Origin of the sequence: Bacillus sp. 22475 (genome assembly GCF_052044835.1) — a bacterium.
GTDB classification, from domain to species: domain Bacteria; phylum Bacillota; class Bacilli; order Bacillales; family Bacillaceae_G; genus Bacillus_A; species Bacillus_A cereus.
The window spans coordinates 1-18,542 of record NZ_JBQENW010000002.1 but is presented as its reverse complement, the minus strand read 5'-3'; the positions used below and the strand labels follow the sequence as shown (position 1 = coordinate 18,542).

Genomic DNA, 18,542 nt, shown 5'->3' with positions numbered 1-18,542 from the left:
TTGCATGCACTTGTAATTGGTGGAACAGGAATGCTAAAGAAAGTTTCTATGTGGCTTTGTGAGAAAGGATTTTATGTTTCTATTATCGGGCGAGATGAAGTGAAATTAGAAAATGTTAAGCGAATGAGTTCTGCACCAGAAAATATTACATGCCTTTCGTTAGATTATCATAATGATGAAGATGTAAAGCTAGCTATTAAAAGTACAATTAAGAAAAATGGCCCAATTACATTAGTTGTTGCATGGGTACACACAAGTGCAAAGCATGCACTATCAAATATTTGTAAAGAACTAGATTTGTCGTCTAAAACATATAGTTTATTTCATATTTTAGGTAGTAAAGCATCACGTATGCCTGCACAAAAAATAGGGAGTACGCGATGTATTTATCATAGAATTATTTTAGGTTTTATTTTAGAAGATACATATGGAAGATGGCTTACTCATGAAGAGATAGCTGATGGAGTTATAAAAGGGATTGAAAGTAAACGAGCGGAGTGGATTGTAGGGAGAGTTGAACCGTGGGAATTACGACCAACATGGTGAGGGGGAGTAAGAAATGAAAACAACTATATATGTAACAAGGCATGGTGAAACAGAGTGGAATGTAGCGAAGCGAATGCAGGGACGGAAAAATTCTGCTTTAACTGAAAATGGTATAGTTCAGGCGAAACAATTAGGGAATCGAATGAAAGATTTACCAATCCATGCGATCTATAGTAGTCCGAGCGAAAGAACACTTCATACGGCAGAGTTAATAAAGGGGGAACGTGATATACCCATTATAGCGGATGAGCATTTCTATGAAATCAACATGGGTATATGGGAAGGACAAACAATCGCGGATATAGAAAAGCAATTTCCAGAAGAAGTACATCTGTTTTGGAATGAGCCACATCTTTTTCAGTCAACATCAGGCGAAAATTTTGAGGCCGTTTATGAAAGAGTAATTGAAGGGATGCAGCTTCTTTTAGAGCAGCATAAAGGACAAAACATATTGATTGTTTCTCATGCGGCAGCAGCAAAATTACTTGTAGGGCATTTCGCGGGAATTGAAATAGAAAATGTGTGGGATGATCCATTTATGCATAGTGCCAGTTTGAGCATAATAGAATTTGAAGAGGGTATTGGTAAAGTGAAACAATTTGCAGATATAAGTCACTTTCAATAAATGTAAAAAAGGCCGCAAAACGGCCTTTTTTGGGTGGTATAAAAACTAGCAGTTACGTTTTTTATACCAGAAGTGATCGAATTTCTTATTTTTGCAAGATGGGAATTTATGTCCGCCTTTGCAATCATTCCATTTGTGTCCGCTATCGTGACAGTCTTTACCATGATCACATGAATCATCGCAAGAGTGACCGTGTCTGTTAGGGAAGAATTCGCATTTTTTACAGAAACTTCGTTTTGTCCAGAAAAATTTCTTTTCAAAGCGTATGCATTTTGTAATGAATGTACAATGTTTTCTGCGAGTACGTTTTGTAACTAATACGCATTCTTTTCTACGCGTTACTTTCGTAACGAACGTCCATTTTTGAACACGTACACGTGTACATTTCGTAACAAATGTCCATTTTTTTACATGCGTACATTTTGTAACGAACGTACAATGTTTCACGCGAGTACATCTTGTTCTTGGACATTTACCCCCAGTTGTACATTTACATCCAGTTGTACAATGATGATGAGTGAATTTATCATCATCGCATTCAAAAGTACTTGGATCTTGGTGTAAGAAATCCTCCATTCCAGCACTTTTGATTTCTTCGACAGCTTTTCTAATATCACGTTTCATAGAAATCCTCCTTATCATGTATTAAAGTGAAAAGGTATTCTTTTTCCTTAACATGATATGTATGTAGGCATCTTTCTGAACAGGACAAGAGTGTAATTTTATATAAATAGATGATTGCGGATGTATGGACAAGAAAAGGCGCATACATTGAAGGAAGAGAACTGAGAAGGGATGAGAAAACATGCTGCCTTCATATGATTTTTTTGTTCATCCAATGTACTTAGTGGAATTGAAAAAGGACATTTGGTCAGATAGTCCAGTGCCAGCAAAATTAACTTATGGAAAAAAGAAGTATGATATTGATATCGTATACCGAGGAGCTCATATTCGCGAATTTGAGAAAAAGTCTTATCATGTTATGTTTTATAAGCCTAAAAAATTTCAAGGTGCGAAAGAGTTTCATTTGAATTCGGAGTTTATGGATCCGTCTCTCATACGAAATAAATTATCTTTAGATTTTTTTCATGATATTGGTGTACTTTCGCCAAAATCACAACATGTATTTATAAAAATTAATGGTCAAATTCAAGGTGTGTATTTACAGTTAGAATCGGTTGATGAAAATTTTTTGAAAAATAGAGGATTACCGAGTGGTTCTATTTATTATGCGATAGATGATGATGCGAATTTTTCATTAATGAGTGAACGAGATAAAGATGTTAAGACAGAGCTCTTTGCGGGTTATGAATTTAAATATTCGAATAAAAATAGTGAAGAACAACTGAGTGAATTTGTATTTCAAGCGAATACTTTGACGAGGGAAGCCTATGAAAAAGAAATTGGGAAGTTTCTACATGTAGATAAATATTTACGATGGTTAGCAGGAGTTATTTTTACGCAAAACTTTGATGGTTTCGTTCATAACTATGCACTATATCATAACGATGAAACAAATTTATTTGAAGTTATACCGTGGGATTATGATGCGACTTGGGGGCGAGATGTACAAGGGAGACCACTTAATCATGAATATATTCGCATTCAAGGGTATAATACGTTAAGTGCAAGATTGCTAGACATACCTGTATTTAGAAAGCAGTATCGAAGTATTTTAGAAGAAATATTAGAAGATCAATTTACAGTTTCGTTTATGAGGCCGAAAGTAGAAGGGTTGTGTGAATTGATTCGTCCATATTTACTACAAGATCCATACATGAAAGAAAAATTAGAAACATTTGATCAAGAGGCTGATATGATTTATGAATATATAAATAAGAGAAGAAAGTATATACAAGACCACTTACATGAATTGGATTAATTTTGAAAGAGATTGAAACGTTATCAATCTCTTTTTTTGTATAATAAAGATGTATCAATAAAAATGAAGTAATATATTTGATAGAGAATGGGGATGCGGATATATGACGATTAAATGGATTGATTGGGTAAAACAAATACAATCTATAGCTCAAGCGGGTTTAACGTATTCTAAGGATGTGTATGATATTGAGCGTTTCCAGCAATTACGAGATATTTCTATTTCAATGATGTCACATTACACGAAAACAGATTGGGAAGTCGTAGAGAAATTATTTGCAAGTGAGATAGGCTATCAAACACCTAAAGTTGATATAAGAGCGGTTGTTTTTCAAAATGAAAAGTTATTATTTGTGAAAGAAAAAAGCGATGGGAAATGGGCATTGCCAGGTGGATGGGCTGATGTCGGTTATACGCCAACCGAAGTTGCAGCAAAAGAGGTTTTCGAAGAGGCAGGTTATGAGGTAGATCATTTTAAGTTACTAGCTATATTTGATAAAGAAAAACATCAACCATCTCCATCGGCGACGCATGTATATAAGATTTTCATTGGATGCGAGATTATTGGTGGAGAAAAGAAAACTAGCATTGAAACAGAAGAGGTGGAGTTTTTTGGTGAAAATGAATTGCCTAATTTATCAATTGCTAGAAATACAGAAAATCAAATTAAAGAGATGTTTGCCTACATGAAAGACCCGCAGAAAGAGAAATTAATAGATTAATCCTGCTTGAATTGTACATATTGTTAAAATGAAGATATTGGCAGATTGCAGCCTTTATGTAATAATGGGATGGTATGTGAAGAAAAAAGGAGATAAAAAAGAACATGTTAGCAAACATAATAGATCAGTTATTGCAATTTTTTGCAAGCTTAGGTTACTTTGGAGTAGCTCTTGCTTTAATGATTGAAGTAATCCCAAGTGAAATTGTACTTTCGTATGCTGGCTTTTTAGTAGCGAATGGTAAAATTAGTTTTGTTGGTGCAGTTATCGCCGGAACGATTGGTGGTACTTTAGCACAAATCTTTTTATACTGGCTTGGATACTACGGAGGGCGTCCGGTTGTAGAGAAATACGGGAAATATCTACTTATTAATAAACATCATTTAGACATAGCAGAAGGTTGGTTTAAACGTTATGGAGCAGGCGTAATATTTTCTGCGCGCTTTATCCCAGTAGTACGTCATGCGATCTCTATTCCAGCAGGACTAGCTAAGATGCCATTAAAACTATTTACACTTTATACGGTTGTAGCAATCATTCCGTGGTCAATTCTATTTATATACTTAGGTGAAAAACTTGGTGGGAATTGGCGACAAATTAAAGAGTATGCATCTGATTACACACATTACATAATTATAGGAGCTGTTCTTTTTATTGCTCTATACTTTGGTTTAAAGTATTTCAAAAAGAAAAAAGCAGCGCGTTAAAGTCAATGATAATTCATTGGCTTTTTTTGTTTGTTTCGGTTCTAAAGAAAAGGAGTTGTCCATAATGTGTAATAATAAAGCGTAGCGGAGGAATGTGATGAAAGGGTCACCGTTTATACGTGGAACGATATTTTTAACGATGGCAACGATGATATCAAAAATGTTAGGGTTTATATATGTTATACCATTTACAGCGATGGTCGGTACGAGTGGTTACGTTCTATACACATATGCATATCGTCCTTATACCATCATGCTCAGTATAGCAACAATGGGATTACCGCTTGCTGTTTCAAAGATGGTATCAAAATATGATCAACTGAATGATTATCATACGGTTAAGAGAGTGTTGAAAAGTGGAATCGTGTTTATGTTTATAATGGGAGTCATTTCGTGTTTTACGTTATATATGCTAGCTCCGCATTTAGCTAAACTTGTCATCGATGGGAATGATCAAACGGGAAATAGTGTAGGAGCGGTTACTACTAATATTCGAATTGTAAGTTTTGCGTTAATACTTGTGCCAGTAATGAGTTTATTAAGGGGCTTTTTTCAAGGATTCCAATCGATGGGGCCTTCTGCATTAAGTGTAGTTGTAGAGCAATTTTTTCGGGTTTTAACCATTTTAATAGGAAGCTTTGTCGTTTTATATGTTTTAAAAGCTTCTGTTTCGCTAGCGGTTGGTATTTCAACGTTCGGTGCATTTATGGGAGCTGTAGGTGGATTAACTGTTTTAAGTGCGTATTATATAAGAAGGAGAAGGCACTTAAAGAAAAAAGAGATGGAAAGTATACCACAAACAACGAAATCTTTTTTCTCATTGTATAAGGAGCTCTTTACATATTCTATTCCTTTTGTTGTGGTGGGCTTAGCAATTCCGTTGTATCAGACGATTGATACATTTACAATTAATAAACTACTTATACAAATAGGGTATATGCAAGGAGAAGCGGAAAAAATTAATGCGATAATTGGTCTTGTTCAAATGGTTGTGCTTATCCCGGTATCCGTTGCGACAGCTTTTAGTATGTCTCTCGTACCAGAGATGACGAAAGCTTACACAGCAGGAAATACGAAGCTATTGTACAAACATTTTACGAGAACAAATGTATTAGTAGTAGCAATTACGGTACCGGCGGCAATTGGAATGATGGTGTTAGCCAAACCTGTATATACTCTTTTATTCGGTGCTGGAAATGATCCAGAGATGGGGAGAATCATTTTACAGTATTATGCTCCTGCTTGCATACTATTTTCTCTTTTTACAGTAACGGCTGCTATGCTACAAGGAATCAATCAACAGCAGAAGACGGTGCTAGGACTAGTGATTGGAATTATTGTGAAGATAGTTTTAAATATTGTATTGCTTCCGTATTTCGATTATGTAAGTTTTATCATTTCAACATACGCTGGCTATACGATTTCAGTCGGGTTTAACTTGTGGATGCTTTCTAAATATGTTATAAAGGCAACATAAGCTTTTAAGGCAGAGAGCACTCTGTCTTTTTCTATGTTTATCCCGCTTTAACGGGCAGTGAGACCCTCACCTCAAAATTCAGCGAAAGAAAAGAAGTTTGGTTGGGGGCGGGTAGCCCGTAAAAGCCCGATTTGTGAGGGCTAATAATCAGTGGGGGATGAAGCCACCCACTGATTAAAGTTTCACTTTATAATATTTTTCCTATAAAAACGTTTTCAAAATAATTTTTCTATTGAAATTTAAACGTATGTTTCATATGCTGAGAATGGCGGTTTAAAAACTGTGATTTAAGAGAGGTAGATTCCTACATGTAAAAAGAATCGGGGTGATAGTATGTTAAATATATATTTAACAGACCGAAACGGAAAACTACAAGAGATTGAGGAAATGCAAAAGGGGTGCTGGATTAATGTACTTCATCCAACAGAAGAAGAAATTCAATATCTAGTACAAACTTTAAATGTAGACTTAGATTTCATTAAAGACCCTTTGGATGATGAAGAACGCTCTCGTATTGAAAAGGAAGACAATAATACTTTAATTATCGTGGATATTCCGACAGTTAGACATGACGAAGAAGGAAATTCGATTTATGACACGATTCCAATAGGTATGATTGTGATGCCGGATTGTTTTGTTACAATCTGCTTAGAAGAGAATCCAATTTTTGAACGTTTTATTAATCAACGTATTAAAGAATTTTATACGTTTAAGAAGACGCGCTTTGCACTTCAGCTCTTATATACGATTTCTACTTATTATTTAAGATACTTAAAGCAAATAAATCGAAAAACAATTGATTTAGAGCATCAATTAAATCAGTCAATGAAAAATAAAGAGATCTTCACATTGTTAGGCCTTGAGAAAAGTTTAGTATACTTTACAACGTCATTAAAGGCTAATAAAATTGTAATTCAAAAGTTAATGCGTAATAGTACATTTTTAAAAATGTATGAAGACGATCAAGATTTATTAGAAGATGTATTAATTGAAAATAAGCAGGCTATTGAAATGGCAGAAATATATAGTCACATTTTAAGTGGAATGATGAATACTTTTAGCTCCGTTATATCAAATAATTTAAATAGTGTTATGAAACTGTTAACGTCAATTACAATCATTTTATCTTTACCGACGATGGTTTCTAGTTTCTTTGGAATGAACGTAAAGGTTCCGTTTGAAGGGGAAGCCCACGGTTTTGTAATTGTACTCATCATATGTGTAACACTATCTTTCACGTTAGCTTTTGTTTTTTGGAAGAAACGTTACTTTTAACGATAAAAAAGCTGCTCTAGCATAGTTATATAACTACGCTAGAGCAGCTTTTTTGCTATGAAATCTCAAATTTTGAATAGAATATAACTTGTACAATGTAATGTATATAAAGGGTATGTATGCCATATAATCCTTGTCCAATTAATGAAATGGGGTTAAAATTACATATTGTTAATGAAAAGTTGGAGGAAATACATCATGGAATTGTTTCAATTACCGAAAGCATTCCTGCAAATGAATACAATTTTTATCTCCATATTGATCGAAGCACTTCCGTTTGTGCTAATTGGTGTATTTATTTCAGGATTCATTCAAATGTTCGTGACAGAAGATATGGTGGCTAAATGGATGCCGAAGAACCGATTTCTGTCTGTTTTATTAGCTACTTTTTTAGGGATGTTGTTTCCAGGTTGTGAATGTGGAATTGTTCCGATTGTAAGACGATTAATCGGAAAAGGCGTTCCACCATACGCAGGGATTGCATTTATGTTAACTGGTCCAATTATTAATCCAGTTGTTTTATTTGCAACATACGTTGCCTTTGGGAGTAGTATGCACATGGTATGGTATCGTTCTATTGTAGCGATTATCGTAGCGATTATCGTTGGAATTATATTATCCTTTATGTTTAAAGAACATCAATTAAGAGATGATCACTTCCCAGAAGTGAATAATAAGCGTCCGTTACGTAAAAAAATGTGGGATGTATGTACACACGCTGTTGAGGAATTCTTCTCAATGGGAAAATATTTAGTACTAGGTGCGTTAATTGCAGCAGCGGTACAAACGTTTGTACAAACTTCAACACTTCTTGCTATTGGACAAGGTCCGTTTTCTTCATCAGCTGTTATGATGGGACTTGCTTATATATTATCACTTTGTTCAGAGGCAGATGCATTTATCGCTTCTTCGTTCCAAAGTACGTTTTCAACAGCTTCACTTGTCGCGTTCCTCGTTTACGGACCGATGGTGGATATTAAAAATATGTTTATGATGCTTGCGACATTTAAAACGAAATTTGTAATTGTTGTTATAGTTACAGTTACTCTTGTTGTTTATGCAAGCTCACTACTCATTTATGCGATGGGGTGGTAGGTTATGTTTCGAGCATATATATTATTAGGTTTTACAATATTAATTGCGCAGCTTCATATTTCCGGTAACATTACGAAGTATATCAATATGAAGTATGCCTATTTATCAACAACAGCAGCAATTATTTTAGGTTTCTTAACGATTATACAAATTATCGTCGTTTTCCAAAAAGAGCACCAAAAGGAAAAAGAGAAAAATGATTGCAGTTGTGACCATAGCCATTGCGGGCATGATCATTCAAAAGATGAGAATACATGGTGGAAAAAAGCATTTTCGTACTCCTTGTTTTGTTTTCCAATTATCTCAGGGTTATTTTTCCCAATTGCGACGTTAGATTCGGATATTGTTAAAGCGAAAGGATTTCACTTTCCTGTTGCACAAGCAGAAAGTAAGGATCCATTTATGACAAGACAATTTCTAAGACCTGATACGAGCATTTATTACGGAAAAGAAGGATACCGTGGTGTAATGGAAAAAGGGAAGAAAGAGTTTGTTACGAAAGACAATATTAATTTGAATGATGAAGACTTCCTAAAGGGTATGGAAACAATTTATAATTATCCTGGCGAGTTTACTGGGAAAAAATTATCTTTTAAAGGGTTTGTTTTTAGGGATGATTCTTCTAAAAAAGAACAATACTTCTTATTCCGTTTCGGTATTATACATTGCGTAGCAGATTCTGGTGTGTATGGTATGTTAGTGAAAAAGCCAGAAGGCGTAGAGTGGAATAATGATGACTGGATTCAAGTAGAAGGAGAGATAACTACTGAGTTTTATCAGCCGTTTCATGCAAATATTCCTGTATTAGAAGTAACAAAATGGAATAAAGTTGAACAGCCGAAAGAACAATATGTATTTAGAGGAGCCGATTGATAAAATCGGTTCTTTTTTGTGGACTAAAAGTTCTGAATGTTGTTAATATTAAGCGTGTAGTTCATTTAGTATAGTGATTATTGAAATATTAGGGATAGATCATTAAAGGGGTGATAACAATGACAGAAGTAAAGGGGAAAACAGCCAATGAGTCAAGGGTGTTCAAAACGAGCCGAGTCTTCCCAACAGATTTAAATGATCATAACACGCTATTTGGTGGGAAGATATTAGCGGAGATGGATATGGTTGCTTCTATTTCAGCATCCAGACATTCGAGAAAGGAATGTGTCACAGCATCTATGGACTGGGTTGATTTCTTACATCCTGTTCGTTCTTCAGATTGTGTTAGTTATGAATCTTTCGTAATTTGGACGGGAAGAACTTCGATGGAAGTGTTTGTGAAGGTAGTGGCTGAAGATTTAATTTCAGGTGAGAAGCGTATAGCGGCAACGTCATTCGTTACTTTTGTTGCACTTAGTAAGGAAAATAATCCAGTTCCAGTACCGCGTGTTATCCCTGAAACAGAAGAAGAGAAAGAATTACATCGTATTGCAGTGTTACGTGCAGAGCAGCGTCATATACGTAAGGCAGAGAGTAAGAAAGTAGCCACATTGTTAACCTTTTGAGATAAATGTTTAGCCATTTAAGTTACAATAGCAGGCGGAAATGGTTTTAAAATGAAAAGCGGACACCTAAAAATAGGTGTCCGCTTTTATAGTTTTTTCATCCACATATCATATGACAGTAGCTACTTAGCAGAAGCAAGCAGCACCGACGATGATTAAGAGGATAAATAATACGACTAATAGCGCAAATCCATTACCATGTGCGAAGCCCATTGTTATTTCCTCCTTTTATTTTAAGATACAACATACAATATGCAAATGAGCTATTGTTTGATATGGACATATATCATGCAATGACATATTTTCTTGAATGATAATGTAATAAAAAAGGGAAGATATAGAAATAACAGTAAGTGGAGAAAGGAATTTATCCATGAAGCACTTTTTCGCTATAATCCTTTGTTTAATAGGTGTATTCATTTGGATGAACATCGATGTGGAAATGGGGAAGGAAATGGCTAGTGAATATGAATTAGGACAAGTTCGATTAGGTGAATTTCAACTATATACGAACGGTGAAGAGTTATATAGAAAATTATTTGACGATATAAACGATGCAGAAAAGTATATATATATCCATTTTTATATTGTAGGAAAAGACGAAATAAGCCAAGAGTTTTTACAGTTATTAGAGAAAAAAGCATCTAGCGGAGTAGAAGTGAAATTGTCAGTCGATCGGGTAGGCGGATATAAGCTGAAGAAAAAGGTAATTAGCCGATTAAAAGAAAACGGTGTGAAGTTTACATTTAGTAAAAAACCGAAACTGAAAAATATGTTCTATTCTTTGCATCAACGGAATCATAGACGTATTGTTACGATAGATGGAAAGGTATCATACGTTGGTGGCTTTAATATCGGAAAGGAGTACCTTGGACAAGATCCAAAGTTTGGGCCATGGCGTGATTATCACGTGCGCATCCATGGTGAGGGTGCAGCGGATATGGAAAGAAAGTTTGCCGAAGATTGGAAAGAAGATACAGGAGAAAAAATGCCTATACATGAAAGTATACCTACATTAGGGAATGTGAAATATCAATATTTATTTTCAGATGGAAAAGGCTTATGGGAAAAGTATGGGGCACTTTTAAAAAAGGCTAAAAAGTCTTTAATTATCGCTACACCATATTTTGTACCAAGTAAAGAAATGGTGAAAGAGTTAAAAGCTGCATTAAATCGTGGTGTTAATGTGAAAATTCTCGTGCCATTTAAAAGTGATGCCATATTGTTAAAACAAGCTGCCTATCCATATTTGAAAGATATGTTACATGCTGGAGCGGAGATTTATCAATATCGAAATGGATTTTTTCATGGGAAAGTAACAATCATTGATGGAGAAATTGTTGATATTGGGACAGCGAATTTTGATAATAGAAGTTTTTATTTAAATTGTGAGTCTAACTGTATCATATATGATAAAACAGTTGTTGATGAAGTATGGAGTCGATTAAAGGTAGACTTTCATAAATCAAAACGATTTTCTGAAGAAGATTTTGAGAAAATTAGTAGATGGGATTGGTTTTTAGCAAGAATAGCGAATGTTTTAGCATCATATTTATAACATATAGACCCTAGAGAAGGGAGGCACTTTCATGGATTGTATGAAAGAATTAATGAGATATAGTTATATGCTAATATACAAGGTTGGAGAGTATGCTGGAAAGGTCAGAGACGAAGAATTAAAAAATCTATTACAGCACCATTTACCATATATGTTACAAGCATATAATGAACAAGTAAATTTTCAAGAAGGAGAGAATGTGCAGCATATAACCTGTGAAACAACGGAGTTTGGTTTGCATGAAATGGAAAAGGAAACAGTTAGTAAATATACAGGGGATATTCATATTGCAACATGTTATATTGCGCACTTAAAACGATTAGCTCTAAAGTTTGCTCAAGTTGCAGTGGAAGTTGCTAATCCGGAGTTCCGCTCATTTTTGGAGAATTGTTTCCTGAAAATGAACCGTTACGCTTATAGTGTGTGGCAATATGTTATGAAGAAGGAATATAAGATTACACATCTATATGAAAATGAAAAGTTTGCATGAGAAACTAAGGCGGAATGGTATGCGCCTTAGTTTTTTTATGTCCATTTAGAGAAAAAAATTAGTTTTATTGTGTATCGATTGGAAATGAAATATGTAAATTTAAATTAGGTTTTGTTATCAGAAAATTTACAAAAATTTACCGTATATTTACTGTTTTTCAATCTCTCCTTTAAAAATAGAGAGTAATATGAGGTTGTACATATTCTATCACAGGGAGGAAACGCAAATGAACAAATGGGTTAAATCATTAACTGCTATGGCACTTGCAAGTTCTTTATTAATGGTAGGTTGTAGTAAAGGTGAGGACAAGAAGAAAGAAGACGACACAACAACACAACAAGAGGATAAAAAGGATAAAGAAACAAGCGGAACCGAGAAGTCTACTGATTCTAAAGAGAAGAAATAAAGTAATAATAAAGCTTCCTCTCATATATGAGGAAGCTTTTTTGTTGTAAATTGATTGATATTATTGAAAAATAGAAAGAGAATGAAAGAGGGGGAAAACAAATGAAAGTATGTATATTGGGAGCAACAGGACGAGTAGGTTCAAACATAATTAATTTAGCATTAAAGGATTCAGCTGAAGTGACTGCATTAGCGCGTGATTTAAATAGAATAGAAATACAACATGAAAGGTTACGAGTGATAGAAGGTAATGTATTGAACGAAAATGATATAAAAAAAGCGATAGAAGGAAGCGATATAGTAATTAGTGCACTTGGAACGGATCAAAATGGAACATTAGCGAAGAGTATGCCACAAATTATTAAGCAAATGGAAGAAGAAGGGGTTCATAAGATCATAACAATAGGAACAGCTGGTATTTTACAAGCAAGAACGGATCTAAATTTATATCGTTTTCAATCAACGGAATCAAAAAGGAAAACGACAACAGCAGCAGAAGATCATTTGGCTGCATATAAGGTACTAAGTAATAGTAATAATTTATGTTGGACAGTTGTTTGTCCGACACATTTAATAGACGGTGAGGCGACAGAGGTATATCGAACTGAAAAAGATATATTGCCAGAAGGTGGATCAAAAATTACAGTGGGTGATACAGCACACTTTGCATGGGATCTATGTAAGAAAAACATATATGAAAATAGTCGAGTAGGTATTGCATATTAAAAAACCATCCCGAAGTCGGGATGGTTAAAATATGATATAACACAAGAAGATGACAATCATAATGATTTGGAGAATTGCTTTCGCTACTGTACTGCTTAAAAAACCAACTACAGTAGCGACTCCAACTAGAAAGGCATCTTTTGGCGCTTTTTTATGCACTAGTTCTGTTATAAATACTGATAAAAACGGTATGATAATAAGTCCGAATGGTGGGAAGAAGAACGATCCGACAATGATAGAAATCATTCCGACACGTTCGCCCCATTTAGAACTACCGTATTTTTTTAAGAAATATCCATTTGCAATAAAATCAGCGACGAAAATGAAAAGAGTGAAAATGACTTGAATAATCCAAAAAGAAGTTGTTAATTCTCCTCCATTTATACCGAAATGGTAAATTAAATATCCAGCCCAGACAGCAAGTATGCCAGGGATAATGGGATAAATAAAGGCGAGAAATGAAACAAGGAAACAGGCAATGATACAAATTGTTAATAAAACAGTCACTTTATAGCTCCTTTTTAATATCTAGTTTATGTACAGCAACTTTTTTGACTTGATGTCCATCAAGTTCTAATACTTTAAATTGAAAACCAGCATATTCAATGGAATAACCAGCTTCAATATTTAAGTCAACTGCTTGAGAGAGAAGCCATCCTCCAATTGTATCTAAATCACTATCATCAATATGTAGGCCAAACATATCATTTACTTCAGAAATGAGCACCTTTCCATCTAAAACAGTAAGCTTAGGTGTACGCTTTTCAATCATAGGTGATTCATCCGCATCGAATTCATCTTGAATTTCTCCAATGATTTCTTCAAGAATATCTTCCATCGTTAAAAGTCCGGCAGTGCCACCATATTCATCCATAACGATTGCCATCTGAACGCGATTTTTTTGAAGATGGACTAACGTTTTACGAATTGGAACTGTTTCAAATACTGTTAAAACAGGATGTATATAAGATTCAAGTGGTTTATAAATACCTTTCGTTTGATCATGGAATACTTCTTTCGTATTGATCATCCCGATGATATCATCTTTATCTTTTTCAATGATTGGATAGCGTGTATATTTTTCAGTTGCGACGATATCCATATTTTCTTCTAACGTATTTTCAGTAGATAAGCAAATCATTTCGGTACGAGGAACCATTATTTCTTTCGCAACTCGATCATCAAATTCAAAAATGTTATTTACATATTTATATTCGGTTTGGTTTATTTCACCGCTTTTAAAACTTTCACCTAAAATGAGTCGCAATTCCTCTTCAGAATGAGCAAGTTCATTTTCTTTGGCAGGTTCTAATCCGAGTAGTTTTGTGAAAAATATAGCTGCACTATTGAGTAACCAAATAAATGGATACATAATTTTATCAAATAAAATAAGAGGTCTTGCAAATTTGAGTGTGATTGCTTCTGCTTTTTGAATTGCGAAAGACTTTGGAACTAACTCACCTAATACAACGTGGAAAAATGTAATAACACTAAAAGCAATAACAAAAGATAAAGTGTTAGCCATTGTTCCAGTAATATTAATTTTTTCAAAGAGCGGTCGTAGTATATGTTCCACAGTCGGTTCACCAAGCCAACCAAGCCCTAAAGAAGTGATCGTAATCCCGAGCTGACAAGCTGATAAATAAACATCTAAATTAGATAGGACGCTTCTTGCAGCTAAAGCTTGTTTATTACCTTCATTTGCAAGTTGGTCAATTCGACTTTTTCGTACTTTTACAACAGCGAATTCTGATGCAACGAAAAAGCCAGAAATAAGAATAAGTACAAAGATGAGAAAAATATTTAATATGTCCAAGTGTGTTCTCCATTCCAAGGTTTGGAATAAAGATGTCACCTCCTGCAATTATGTTATACTTTTATAATAAATCTAAATGAAAAGAATAGTCAAAGGAAAAGGGCAAATATTGGTATGTTTCTGTAATAGTTTTTGAATTTGCTGTTATTTTGTCCGCTATACAAAAGGAATAACCCCCTACTTTTAGATTATAGAGGGTTATTTCAATTAAGGTTTTGGAACGCTTCTCGTTAAAGTGTATGACTGCTGCTTAGAGTAGTTTGTGGTCCATAGTGTTTGAAGGAAAGAAAGTATGCTATATGGGATATAGAGTAGTAATAAGCCGACTGTAACAATTATGGGTGAATTTCCGCCAAATTGAACGATAAATTGTAACAGTCCACTTGTATGAAAAACGCATTCCATAAAAACGAATGAAAGAATAATGGAACCTAAAATTGATTTATGATTCGAAGTAAGCGCCAAAAACAATGTATCCACAAGAAAAGAATCATGTTTTATTTCATATTCATTTGTGTTTTTCAAGAAAGGAATCCATTTTTTTATTGCTTGCATAACGATAATCATGGAAGTACTACATACGATGATAAAAGATGAGTAGTAAGGAAGGTTTATAAATTGTGCGACGTATAGAAGTAGTAATAAGACTGAACATTGTAATACTACAGTGCAAAAAGAGTAAGGTATCCAATTCAATACAGTAGTAAACTTTTTAAACGAGTTAGGTACTTTGAAAAATAAATGGCCGATACCCAAACTTATGAAAAATCCGATCGCAAGGGTAAAAGTAAAACGAACAATCGATATAAAATATATTTCCCATATGTAAGGGAATAATGGTGTTGAATGATTAGAGGTATGTATCATTTGATTTGCTGAGAAAAAGATAGATTCATGCATCCAATCAACCTTTGGAATTGATATAGAAGAAAGCTGTGCGAAGTTTTGAAAAATGCTAATAAATCCATTTTGATAAGAGTAATTGTGTGTAATAAAAAGAGCTGGAATAGGACTTATGGCAAAAATAACAATAACACCAATTATAAATTTACATATATGTGAGCGTAATAAGGACATATAAACCACCTACTCTTGGAATATTCAGAAAATTCTTATTCTTATTTTAGCCGTTTTTGGAGCAAGTTACAATATATTTTTCTTCATGTATGGGCATATGGATAATTTTAAATTGTATTTAGAAATCTATTTTATGTGTGGAATATAAAGCAGAAACTGGTATGTAACAGTACAAATACAAAAAGCGTGAACAGTTTTGCATTTTCACGCTTTTTGTGTGGAATGAAGAGAATGTAGGGAAATGTCGAAAGGATTAAATAGATTTTTAAAATTGGAAAGTGATACCATAAAATTAAACGATGTTTAAATCGTTGTTTAACTGATACATTCTAGAGGGGGAGATAAATTGGGGGGGAATGAAAACGTATCAACGAAAGAAAAGATTGTAAATACAACATTGGAATTAATTAAAAAAGAAGGTTTTGAAAAGGTAACGATAAGAAAAATTGCGGCATTGTCAGATGTAAATATAGCGCTAGTAAATTATCATTTTGGTTCAAAAGAAAAGTTAATTAGTGAGACGATTAGAGTTTTATTAATTAGCTTTCAAGGCACTTTTTCTATTTTAGATAATATTACAGTGCCAGCAAAAGAAAGATTAAAAATATTTTTATTGGATTATGTACTAGTAATTCGGCAATATCCGGAGTTAGTTAGGAAGATTATTGCAATGGGAACTACGGTATTTACATCTCAATACGAATATGGGGATTTTTTGAAGAGGCTAGGTTTCAGTAAAGTGAAGAATATTTTGAGCGAGATAACAAATGAAACGGATCAGGAAATTTTAATGATGATGACGGTGCAAATATTTGGATCCATTTTTCTTCCCACATTAATGATGCCAATTCTCGAATCAGGGGCAGATATAAAAGTACCATCTGTAGAAAAACAGATTGATTTCCTATTTGAACGCTACTTTTATAAAAATTGAGATAGTGGGTGATAGAGGTGGCTAGTTTCTTTAGAAAGCATTGGTGTGATATAGGGTTAGTTGTCGCTATTGTTGTCGTTGTTTCTTTAGTCGCGAATTTGGGAGAAATGAGTGAAATAAAAGTACTGTTAGGTTTAAGTTTTGTGGCCATTTTAGTGCATCAATTTGAAGAGTATCGTTGGCCAGGTTATTTTGCTGGTCTGTTTAATGTAGTTATATTTAAAAGTGATATACCAGACCGTTATCCATTAAATACGCAATCTGCTATGGTAATAAATATTTTGATTGCGTATGTTTTTTATTTACTCCCGGTTTTCTTTCAAAATATAATATGGCTTGGGTTGGCACCTATTTTAATGGGATTTTTTCAATTCATATGGCATGGTATTTTTGCGAATATAAAAGCTAAAACAATATATAATCCGGGATTAGGTGCGGTTGTATTACTACATGTTCCAATTGGTTATGTATATATGAGGTATATTCTTTTACACAATCTGGCTACAAATTTGGATTGGTTATTTGGGGTAATCTACTTTCTAATAGCTACCTATTTTTTAATTATAAAAGGAAATATGTTAATGAAAAGTAAGGAGACAAATTATTACTTTTCTAAAAAACAATTAGGTCCGTACAATGATACATTGAAGTGATTCAGAATTCAGAGGGAGGGTTTTGGATGCGGAAGAAAGTGCAAGTGAAGGATTCATGAATAAATTATGACAAGAAAATGAATAATTTTCAGAAAAATAAAATAAATCATTTATTTTTTTCTGAAAATATAATATAGTTATGGCACAGAAAGTATTTTAACATAAGGAGGCTTTTTATGAGGATTAAAGGGAATTACGTGCCAAAAAGGGAAGTTTTACTGTGCTCAAGTTCGATTACGATAGGGGAAGCGTTAGAGCATTTAAATAAAACGGGGTATCGTTGTGTACCAGTTTTAGATGAAAAAAAAGAGAAATTTTTAGGGAATATATATAAAGTAGATATTTTAGAATATAAAGGATCACTTGACGAGAGTGTAATGCAATTATTAAATGATAAAGAAGGGTTTGTGAGAGAAGATTCTTCTTTCTTTAAAGTATTTTTTACAATAAAAAAATTGCCTTATTTATCAGTAGTTGACGAAAAAGGGGTTTTCCTTGGAATTTTAACGCATAAAAAAGTTTTTGAGTTATTAGAGGATGCATGGGGCGTTCACTCTAGTAAATACTCTGTCATGATTGGAACGCAAGACTATAATGGAGCAATCCAAAAGTTATCGACAGTTTTAAAGAAATACACTGGTATTCAAAGTTTGATGACTTTTGATAATGATGCCTTATTAGTTCGTAGAATTATGTTTACATTAGGAGAAGAGTTTAACGACGGTGAATTAGAGACATTATTGAAAGATTTAGAAGATCACGGATTTAGAGTTGTATATGTGGAAGAGATGAAAAATCCACGTGAAGTTGAAACGATAGAGTAACATACAAAAGCCATCTAATTATGAAGTGACCCCCGAAAGTTAGACAGGTCGTTTCATTAGGCAGCCTCTAGGGTATGAGCCCGGTATTGTACTGGGCTCATACCCTTTAATTTTGCCTTAATTCTTTTATGATTATAGTATTCTATATACTTTGCTAATTCTTGTTTGAAATGTGTTATACTTTCAAATTCTTTTCGATACAGAAATTCCGATTTCATGATACCGAAGAAAT

At 33.9% G+C, this 18,542-nt stretch carries 23 protein-coding genes; 17 read left to right on the top strand and 6 right to left on the bottom strand.

The window, feature by feature from the left end; all coding sequences use genetic code 11:
* On the top strand, positions 1–546 hold the full coding sequence (locus ACTJJY_RS03320) for a short-chain dehydrogenase (protein WP_000543118.1): 546 nt from the start codon (positions 1–3) through the stop codon (positions 544–546).
* Between the two features lie 13 nt (positions 547–559).
* Entirely contained in the window at positions 560–1,171 is a 612-nt protein-coding gene (locus ACTJJY_RS03315) for a phosphoserine phosphatase 1 (RefSeq protein WP_440604998.1), read from the top strand.
* Between the two features lie 45 nt (positions 1,172–1,216).
* Here the strand turns inward: ACTJJY_RS03315 and exsB are convergent, their stop codons facing one another.
* The gene (gene exsB / locus ACTJJY_RS03310) at positions 1,217–1,795 is read right to left on the bottom strand and encodes an exosporium protein ExsB (protein WP_000817498.1); all 579 of its coding nucleotides are present in this window, start codon (positions 1,793–1,795) and stop codon (positions 1,217–1,219) included.
* 181 nt (positions 1,796–1,976) lie between these two features.
* Here exsB and cotH point away from each other — a divergent pair, with 181 nt between their 5' ends.
* The 8 genes from cotH (at position 1,977) to ACTJJY_RS03270 (ending at position 9,827) form a co-directional block, all read left to right on the top strand.
* A complete protein-coding gene (cotH, locus tag ACTJJY_RS03305; RefSeq protein WP_000937999.1) occupies positions 1,977–3,053 on the top strand; it encodes a spore coat protein CotH in 1,077 nt (358 codons plus the stop codon).
* A gap of 103 nt (positions 3,054–3,156) precedes the next feature.
* Positions 3,157–3,774: an NUDIX hydrolase N-terminal domain-containing protein gene (locus tag ACTJJY_RS03300; RefSeq protein WP_440604997.1), complete on the top strand. Its 618-nt coding sequence runs from the start codon at positions 3,157–3,159 to the stop codon at positions 3,772–3,774.
* A 104-nt stretch (positions 3,775–3,878) separates the two neighbouring features.
* Positions 3,879–4,481: a DedA family protein gene (locus ACTJJY_RS03295; protein ID WP_000880691.1), complete on the top strand. Its 603-nt coding sequence runs from the start codon at positions 3,879–3,881 to the stop codon at positions 4,479–4,481.
* 97 nt (positions 4,482–4,578) lie between these two features.
* Positions 4,579–5,958 carry a putative polysaccharide biosynthesis protein gene (locus tag ACTJJY_RS03290; protein WP_000678845.1) on the top strand — a complete coding sequence of 460 codons (1,380 nt, stop codon included), beginning with the start codon at positions 4,579–4,581 and terminating at the stop codon, positions 5,956–5,958.
* Between the two features lie 333 nt (positions 5,959–6,291).
* On the top strand, positions 6,292–7,233 hold the full coding sequence (locus tag ACTJJY_RS03285; protein WP_000932389.1) for a magnesium transporter CorA family protein: 942 nt from the start codon (positions 6,292–6,294) through the stop codon (positions 7,231–7,233).
* Between the two features lie 198 nt (positions 7,234–7,431).
* Positions 7,432–8,328 (top strand): permease, encoded by an 897-nt coding sequence (locus ACTJJY_RS03280; RefSeq protein WP_000418716.1) that lies wholly within the window; start codon positions 7,432–7,434, stop codon positions 8,326–8,328.
* Between the two features lie 3 nt (positions 8,329–8,331).
* Entirely contained in the window at positions 8,332–9,201 is an 870-nt protein-coding gene (locus ACTJJY_RS03275) for a TIGR03943 family putative permease subunit (RefSeq protein WP_242283712.1), read from the top strand.
* Positions 9,202–9,320: 119 nt separating this feature from the next.
* On the top strand, positions 9,321–9,827 hold the full coding sequence (locus ACTJJY_RS03270) for an acyl-CoA thioesterase (RefSeq protein WP_000141164.1): 507 nt from the start codon (positions 9,321–9,323) through the stop codon (positions 9,825–9,827).
* 126 nt (positions 9,828–9,953) lie between these two features.
* On the opposite strand, the gene ACTJJY_RS03265 is transcribed toward ACTJJY_RS03270, so the two are convergent.
* The gene (locus tag ACTJJY_RS03265) at positions 9,954–10,040 is read right to left on the bottom strand and encodes a YjcZ family sporulation protein (RefSeq protein ID WP_000505094.1); all 87 of its coding nucleotides are present in this window, start codon (positions 10,038–10,040) and stop codon (positions 9,954–9,956) included.
* Between the two features lie 160 nt (positions 10,041–10,200).
* Between ACTJJY_RS03265 and cls the strand changes: the two genes are divergently transcribed.
* From cls to ACTJJY_RS03245, 4 genes are all read left to right on the top strand, one after another.
* On the top strand, positions 10,201–11,385 hold the full coding sequence (gene cls, locus ACTJJY_RS03260) for a cardiolipin synthase (protein WP_440604996.1): 1,185 nt from the start codon (positions 10,201–10,203) through the stop codon (positions 11,383–11,385).
* A 31-nt stretch (positions 11,386–11,416) separates the two neighbouring features.
* A complete protein-coding gene (locus ACTJJY_RS03255; RefSeq protein WP_000340543.1) occupies positions 11,417–11,875 on the top strand; it encodes a spore coat protein in 459 nt (152 codons plus the stop codon).
* 226 nt (positions 11,876–12,101) lie between these two features.
* On the top strand, positions 12,102–12,281 hold the full coding sequence (locus tag ACTJJY_RS03250; RefSeq protein WP_001045960.1) for a hypothetical protein: 180 nt from the start codon (positions 12,102–12,104) through the stop codon (positions 12,279–12,281).
* A gap of 101 nt (positions 12,282–12,382) precedes the next feature.
* Positions 12,383–13,006 (top strand): NAD(P)-dependent oxidoreductase, encoded by a 624-nt coding sequence (locus tag ACTJJY_RS03245; protein WP_000861649.1) that lies wholly within the window; start codon positions 12,383–12,385, stop codon positions 13,004–13,006.
* 24 nt (positions 13,007–13,030) lie between these two features.
* Here the strand turns inward: ACTJJY_RS03245 and ACTJJY_RS03240 are convergent, their stop codons facing one another.
* The 3 genes from ACTJJY_RS03240 to ACTJJY_RS03230 all read right to left on the bottom strand — a co-directional run bounded on the left by ACTJJY_RS03240 (position 13,031) and on the right by ACTJJY_RS03230 (position 15,899).
* Positions 13,031–13,513, bottom strand: coding sequence for a DUF456 domain-containing protein (locus ACTJJY_RS03240; RefSeq protein ID WP_000217336.1), 483 nt, complete (start codon positions 13,511–13,513; stop codon positions 13,031–13,033).
* A gap of 1 nt (position 13,514) precedes the next feature.
* Positions 13,515–14,822 (bottom strand): hemolysin family protein, encoded by a 1,308-nt coding sequence (locus ACTJJY_RS03235; protein WP_000353735.1) that lies wholly within the window; start codon positions 14,820–14,822, stop codon positions 13,515–13,517.
* Positions 14,823–15,029: 207 nt separating this feature from the next.
* The gene (locus ACTJJY_RS03230; protein ID WP_000055270.1) at positions 15,030–15,899 is read right to left on the bottom strand and encodes a hypothetical protein; all 870 of its coding nucleotides are present in this window, start codon (positions 15,897–15,899) and stop codon (positions 15,030–15,032) included.
* Between the two features lie 346 nt (positions 15,900–16,245).
* On the opposite strand from ACTJJY_RS03230, the gene ACTJJY_RS03225 reads away from it, so the two are divergent.
* The 3 genes from ACTJJY_RS03225 to cbpA all read left to right on the top strand — a co-directional run bounded on the left by ACTJJY_RS03225 (position 16,246) and on the right by cbpA (position 18,310).
* The gene (locus ACTJJY_RS03225; protein ID WP_440604995.1) at positions 16,246–16,833 is read left to right on the top strand and encodes a TetR/AcrR family transcriptional regulator; all 588 of its coding nucleotides are present in this window, start codon (positions 16,246–16,248) and stop codon (positions 16,831–16,833) included.
* 8 nt (positions 16,834–16,841) lie between these two features.
* Positions 16,842–17,486 (top strand): HXXEE domain-containing protein, encoded by a 645-nt coding sequence (locus tag ACTJJY_RS03220; RefSeq protein ID WP_002153048.1) that lies wholly within the window; start codon positions 16,842–16,844, stop codon positions 17,484–17,486.
* A 176-nt stretch (positions 17,487–17,662) separates the two neighbouring features.
* Positions 17,663–18,310, top strand: coding sequence for a cyclic di-AMP binding protein CbpA (gene cbpA, locus ACTJJY_RS03215; protein ID WP_001220528.1), 648 nt, complete (start codon positions 17,663–17,665; stop codon positions 18,308–18,310).
* Positions 18,311–18,366: 56 nt separating this feature from the next.
* On the opposite strand, the gene ACTJJY_RS03210 is transcribed toward cbpA, so the two are convergent.
* Positions 18,367–18,542 (bottom strand): IS3 family transposase (locus tag ACTJJY_RS03210; RefSeq protein WP_440605199.1); only part of this gene is annotated, 176 nt, incomplete at its 5' end.

Bases quoted from the DNA above. Each gene is read 5' to 3' on its own strand.
- ACTJJY_RS03315 (WP_440604998.1), top strand. From the start codon at position 560: ATGAAAACAACTATATATGTAACAAGGCATGGTGAAACAGAGTGGAAT.
- exsB (WP_000817498.1), bottom strand. From the start codon at position 1,795: ATGAAACGTGATATTAGAAAAGCTGTCGAAGAAATCAAAAGTGCTGGA.
- cotH (WP_000937999.1), top strand. From the start codon at position 1,977: ATGCTGCCTTCATATGATTTTTTTGTTCATCCAATGTACTTAGTGGAA.
- ACTJJY_RS03300 (WP_440604997.1), top strand. From the start codon at position 3,157: ATGACGATTAAATGGATTGATTGGGTAAAACAAATACAATCTATAGCT.
- ACTJJY_RS03295 (WP_000880691.1), top strand. From the start codon at position 3,879: ATGTTAGCAAACATAATAGATCAGTTATTGCAATTTTTTGCAAGCTTA.
- ACTJJY_RS03290 (WP_000678845.1), top strand. From the start codon at position 4,579: ATGAAAGGGTCACCGTTTATACGTGGAACGATATTTTTAACGATGGCA.
- ACTJJY_RS03285 (WP_000932389.1), top strand. From the start codon at position 6,292: ATGTTAAATATATATTTAACAGACCGAAACGGAAAACTACAAGAGATT.
- ACTJJY_RS03280 (WP_000418716.1), top strand. From the start codon at position 7,432: ATGGAATTGTTTCAATTACCGAAAGCATTCCTGCAAATGAATACAATT.
- ACTJJY_RS03275 (WP_242283712.1), top strand. From the start codon at position 8,332: ATGTTTCGAGCATATATATTATTAGGTTTTACAATATTAATTGCGCAG.
- ACTJJY_RS03270 (WP_000141164.1), top strand. From the start codon at position 9,321: ATGACAGAAGTAAAGGGGAAAACAGCCAATGAGTCAAGGGTGTTCAAA.
- ACTJJY_RS03265 (WP_000505094.1), bottom strand. From the start codon at position 10,040: ATGGGCTTCGCACATGGTAATGGATTTGCGCTATTAGTCGTATTATTT.
- cls (WP_440604996.1), top strand. From the start codon at position 10,201: ATGAAGCACTTTTTCGCTATAATCCTTTGTTTAATAGGTGTATTCATT.
- ACTJJY_RS03255 (WP_000340543.1), top strand. From the start codon at position 11,417: ATGGATTGTATGAAAGAATTAATGAGATATAGTTATATGCTAATATAC.
- ACTJJY_RS03250 (WP_001045960.1), top strand. From the start codon at position 12,102: ATGAACAAATGGGTTAAATCATTAACTGCTATGGCACTTGCAAGTTCT.
- ACTJJY_RS03245 (WP_000861649.1), top strand. From the start codon at position 12,383: ATGAAAGTATGTATATTGGGAGCAACAGGACGAGTAGGTTCAAACATA.
- ACTJJY_RS03230 (WP_000055270.1), bottom strand. From the start codon at position 15,899: ATGTCCTTATTACGCTCACATATATGTAAATTTATAATTGGTGTTATT.
- cbpA (WP_001220528.1), top strand. From the start codon at position 17,663: ATGAGGATTAAAGGGAATTACGTGCCAAAAAGGGAAGTTTTACTGTGC.